The organism is Mesorhizobium sp. M7A.F.Ca.CA.003.01.2.1 (assembly GCF_003998945.1).
Classification (GTDB): domain Bacteria; phylum Pseudomonadota; class Alphaproteobacteria; order Rhizobiales; family Rhizobiaceae; genus Mesorhizobium; species Mesorhizobium ciceri.
The window spans coordinates 1-3926 of record NZ_RZRA01000529.1 but is presented as its reverse complement, the minus strand read 5'-3'; the positions used below and the strand labels follow the sequence as shown (position 1 = coordinate 3926).

The window sequence follows — 3926 nt, the reverse complement described above, 5'->3', positions numbered from 1 at the left end:
GGGCGGCTGTCGGCGGGCGCGGCACCATTGTCGGGTCGATCATCGGTGCGTTGCTGGTCAATGCCGGAAAATCCTGGTTCACCGGCGTACTGCCGGAGTTCTGGCTGTTTGCACTGGGTGGACTATTCGTCGCCGTCACGCTTTTGCTGCCCAAGGGCATCATCGGCATGTGGGACAGCTGGCGCGGCAACGCCAAGGCGTTGCGAGCTGCTTCGATTGCCGAGGAAGCCGGCACCGATGCCGATGTCTCGCCGCCGGCGAAAATCGTTCGCAGTGAAGCAAGAAAGCCAGGTGACTGGTCCGCCAGCAACCCCGAACCACAGCCGGCGGAGTGAGCGACCATGTCAAAGTCGAACACGATCCTTTATCTCGACGGCGTCTCGGTCTCCTTCGACGGCTTTCGCGCCATCAACAATCTGTCGCTGGTGCTCGACAAGGGCGAGATGCGCGCCATCATCGGCCCCAACGGCGCCGGCAAGACGACGATGATGGACATCGTCACCGGCAAGACGCGGCCCGACGAGGGCGAAGTGTTCTTCGACGGCCAAGTCGATCTGACCAAGCACGACGAGGCCGAGATCGCAATGATGGGCATTGGCCGTAAATTTCAGAAGCCGACCGTCTTCGAAAGCCACACGATCGAGGAAAACCTGATGCTGGCGCTGAAGGGTCCTCGCTCGATCTTCCCGGCGCTGTTTCACCGCCGCTCGGCCGCCGAGACGCGGCAGATTGATGACATCCTCGGCATCATCCGGCTTGGCGACAAGCGTGACGAACTGGCGGCCAATCTCAGCCATGGGCAAAAGCAGTGGCTGGAGATCGGCATGCTCTTGGCGCAGGACCCGAAACTGCTTCTGGTTGACGAGCCGGTCGCCGGCATGACCGATGCCGAGACCGAGGAAACCGCGCGGCTGCTCAAGGATATCGCCCGCGACCATTCGGTCATCGTCGTCGAGCACGACATGCATTTCGTGCGCGAGCTCGGCGTCAAGGTCACCTGCCTGCACGAGGGCTCGGTGCTCTCGGAAGGCACACTCGATTTCGTGTCGGCCGACGAGCGTGTCGTCGAAGTCTATCTGGGGAGATGAGCATGGTCTGGCGGGTTCAGTTCCATCACTTCGATCTGTCGTTTCTCAGGTTCTGGAGACGGCGCTGACATGCTCGAAGTTTCCAATGCCACGCTGCACTACGGCGCCGCCCAGGCGCTGCGCGGCGTATCGCTGAAGGCGGGCGCCGGCAAGATCACCTGCGTGCTCGGCCGCAACGGCGTCGGTAAGACCAGTTTGATGAGATCGATCGTCGGCCACCACCGGCTGACGAGCGGAAGCGTTGCCTTCGAGGGGAAGGCGCTCGACCGGAGCGCGGCGTATGACCGCGCCCGGTCGGGCATCGCATTCGTACCGCAGGGCAGGGAGGTCTTTCCGCTGCTCACCGTGCGGGAGAACCTGGAATCAGGCTTTGCGCCGCTGAGGCGAGCCGACCGCAACATTCCGGCGCATGTCTTCGAATTGTTCCCTGTGCTGAAGCAGATGCTCGGCCGTCGCGGCGGCGATCTTTCCGGCGGCCAGCAGCAACAGCTCGCCATCGGGCGGGCGCTGGTGATGCGGCCGAAACTGCTCGTGCTCGATGAACCGACCGAGGGCATACAGCCGTCGATCATTAAGGACATCGGCCGCGCCATCCGCTATCTACGCGACCAGGCGGGCATCGCCGTGCTTTTGGTCGAACAATATCTCGATTTCTGCCGCGAGCTCGCCGACGAGGTCAACATCATGGACCGGGGCGTGATCGTCCATACCGGCCCGGCTGAAGATTTAGACCGGGCTGATGTGCGGAAGTTCCTTACCGTCTAGCATTGGCGGTGAACTTCAGTTGGCGATCCGAAGTTCTTGCCAAGTCCAATATTTCTCCATCCGATCACCTGCGTCTCTGGCACGCTCAATATCGCGTGCTAGTCTTTTCCATGGCTTTGTGAGTCGGCCGCTTCCGTATCAGTCTGGTTATCGCAGATCGAGGACCACGGCCAATGCCGGGCAAGTTTCACGCAAGCAAGGCTGCCTAGCTTCCCTCCTGCGATCTCTGTCGTTCAAACGCGTTTGGGCACACAGGCTAAGGGACAGCCATGGAACGTTACGTCGAGGATTACCAGAAGCGGCGGCTTACCGAACGCGTCGACATCATCGCTGCCATCAATATCTTGAGATCACAGGGCTGCGACTACGACGATCTGATCGAGGAGATCACCAAGGTCTTCTATGTCGATCTCGATACCTTCAATGAGATTGTCATGGCGGCCTAGGAGCCGCATTCGTCTCCCCACGATCAGAGGCCGGTGTTGCGCGATTAGCTTGCGCGCCTGAACGGAGATGCGGTGACGCGGTTACGGCCTCCGCGCTTGGCGTCGTAGAGCGCCTTGTCGGCGGCGTTGAGCACCTTGTCGAAGCCGAGGCCTTCCTTGGTGCCGAAAGCAAATCCGGCACTGACGGTGCATATCAGCGAGCCTGTCTCGGTTTCGATGCGGTGCGCGGCGAAAGCTGCCCGTATGGCCTCGGCGGTGGCCTCCACCGTTTCGGGCAAGGTCCGCTTCAGCACCAGCGCGAACTCCTCGCCGCCCATGCGCGCGGCGACGTCGGCCGGGCGGCGATTGCTGGCGAGTTCCCGTGCAAACACCCTCAGCACCTCATCACCGGCGGCGTGGCCGAATTCGTCGTTGATGGCCTTGAAGTTGTCGAGATCGAAGACGACCACCGCCGTGAAGGCGCCGACCGGCGCATCGCCGTGCAGGTCGAACAGGGCGCGGCGGTTGAGCAGGCCGGTCAGCGGGTCGGTCAGGGCATTGTGGCGGTGATGCCGGGCCAAGCGTCCCTGATTCAGGGCCAGGGAAAGCGCTCCAATCCCGGTCATGCTGGCGATGACGATGATGAGGCTCAGTTCCTCGGCCCAGTTGCTTGGCGCATGTCCAAGGACCAGCTTTCCATCCAAGGCTAAAACCATGGCGCAGAGAGCGAAGGATGCGGCCGTGGCAGAATAGAGCGCGGTGATACCGATCGTCAGGGCAGGGGCTTCGTCGCGGCCCTTCCAGTATTCGACCGCCGTTGCGAACAGAAGCAAGGCGGCGAAGGCATTTTCGAACATGAAGCCCAGCCCGTCATAGCCTAGAGCCATGGGAGGCAACGTCACGGCCAGCGAAATGGCGCTGCCAAGTACAGTTCGGGGCACTGGCGAGCCGCCGGTTCTAAACTGGTAGGCCGCGCCCAGCATTGTCGAGAAACCGAGCAGGAGGAAAGCCAGCGTGGCGATGCCCAGCAGGCGCCCGGGCATGTCGATATAAGCGTCATAGACAAAAATATCGCCGACCACGAACACCAGGCTGATCGCCCATGTCAGCAGGAATTTCTCCGAGCGAGCGGTCAGCCACATGCCGAACAATGTCAGGCTCAGGCAGGCCGCGGAAAAACCGACAGCCAGGAGAAGTGAAGTGTAGTCGAGCGACATGCCCCTCGTCCTTGCCCGTGGCGGCCCAGATCTGCGACTGGTCTGGCTGGATTCATGCAGCAAGGAGGTATCGATAAGGTTACGACGGTGGCGAAGATGCCATGATTCCGCTGCGTCAGGGCACCGGTTGACCCTGGTCCACTCGCTTCATCAGTGCCATGGCGCCGAACGGCGCGCGCACCTTGCCCTCGGTGATGAAGTAAACGAACACGTCGCGCGGCTTGACCGGCGCATCGGTGGCGGGGTCGGCGCGCCGCAGGTCGGCCGGCTGCTTGCCTTGCGCCCAGGTCTTTACCCGCGCGGCCCATTCATCGAGGCCTTTCGGCGTATAGCAGTCGGGATTGTCATCGCTGCCGGTCTGCAGTCGGGCGTAGACGAAATCGGCGGTGATGTCGGCGATATCAGGATATTTGGCATGGTCGGCGTAGACG

The 3926-nt window shown here is 61.9% G+C and carries 5 protein-coding genes and 1 pseudogene; 4 read left to right on the top strand and 2 right to left on the bottom strand.

What is annotated here, in order from left to right; translation table 11 throughout:
• The 4 genes and pseudogenes from EN969_RS20390 to EN969_RS20375 all read left to right on the top strand — a co-directional run.
• Positions 1 to 335: pseudogene (locus EN969_RS20390) on the top strand (urea ABC transporter permease subunit UrtC); the annotation flags it as partial.
• Positions 336 to 341: 6 nt separating this feature from the next.
• Positions 342 to 1088 (top strand): urea ABC transporter ATP-binding protein UrtD, encoded by a 747-nt coding sequence (urtD, locus tag EN969_RS20385; RefSeq protein ID WP_013531846.1) that lies wholly within the window; start codon positions 342 to 344, stop codon positions 1086 to 1088.
• 69 nt (positions 1089 to 1157) lie between these two features.
• Positions 1158 to 1853: an urea ABC transporter ATP-binding subunit UrtE gene (gene urtE, locus EN969_RS20380; protein ID WP_013531845.1), complete on the top strand. Its 696-nt coding sequence runs from the start codon at positions 1158 to 1160 to the stop codon at positions 1851 to 1853.
• Between the two features lie 269 nt (positions 1854 to 2122).
• Positions 2123 to 2299, top strand: a complete 177-nt coding sequence (locus EN969_RS20375) for a hypothetical protein (protein WP_013531844.1) — start codon at positions 2123 to 2125, stop codon at positions 2297 to 2299.
• Between the two features lie 44 nt (positions 2300 to 2343).
• Here the strand turns inward: EN969_RS20375 and EN969_RS20370 are convergent, their stop codons facing one another.
• Both EN969_RS20370 and EN969_RS20365 read right to left on the bottom strand, forming a co-directional pair.
• Positions 2344 to 3495, bottom strand: a complete 1152-nt coding sequence (locus tag EN969_RS20370) for a GGDEF domain-containing protein (RefSeq protein ID WP_013531843.1) — start codon at positions 3493 to 3495, stop codon at positions 2344 to 2346.
• Positions 3496 to 3610: 115 nt separating this feature from the next.
• A partial coding sequence (locus EN969_RS20365) for a DUF72 domain-containing protein (protein WP_127419340.1) occupies positions 3611 to 3926 on the bottom strand: 316 nt, incomplete at its 5' end.

Coding starts and splice junctions, on each gene's coding strand:
- urtD (WP_013531846.1), top strand. CDS start 342: ATGTCAAAGTCGAACACGATCCTTTATCTCGACGGCGTCTCGGTCTCC.
- urtE (WP_013531845.1), top strand. CDS start 1,158: ATGCTCGAAGTTTCCAATGCCACGCTGCACTACGGCGCCGCCCAGGCG.
- EN969_RS20375 (WP_013531844.1), top strand. CDS start 2,123: ATGGAACGTTACGTCGAGGATTACCAGAAGCGGCGGCTTACCGAACGC.
- EN969_RS20370 (WP_013531843.1), bottom strand. CDS start 3,495: ATGTCGCTCGACTACACTTCACTTCTCCTGGCTGTCGGTTTTTCCGCG.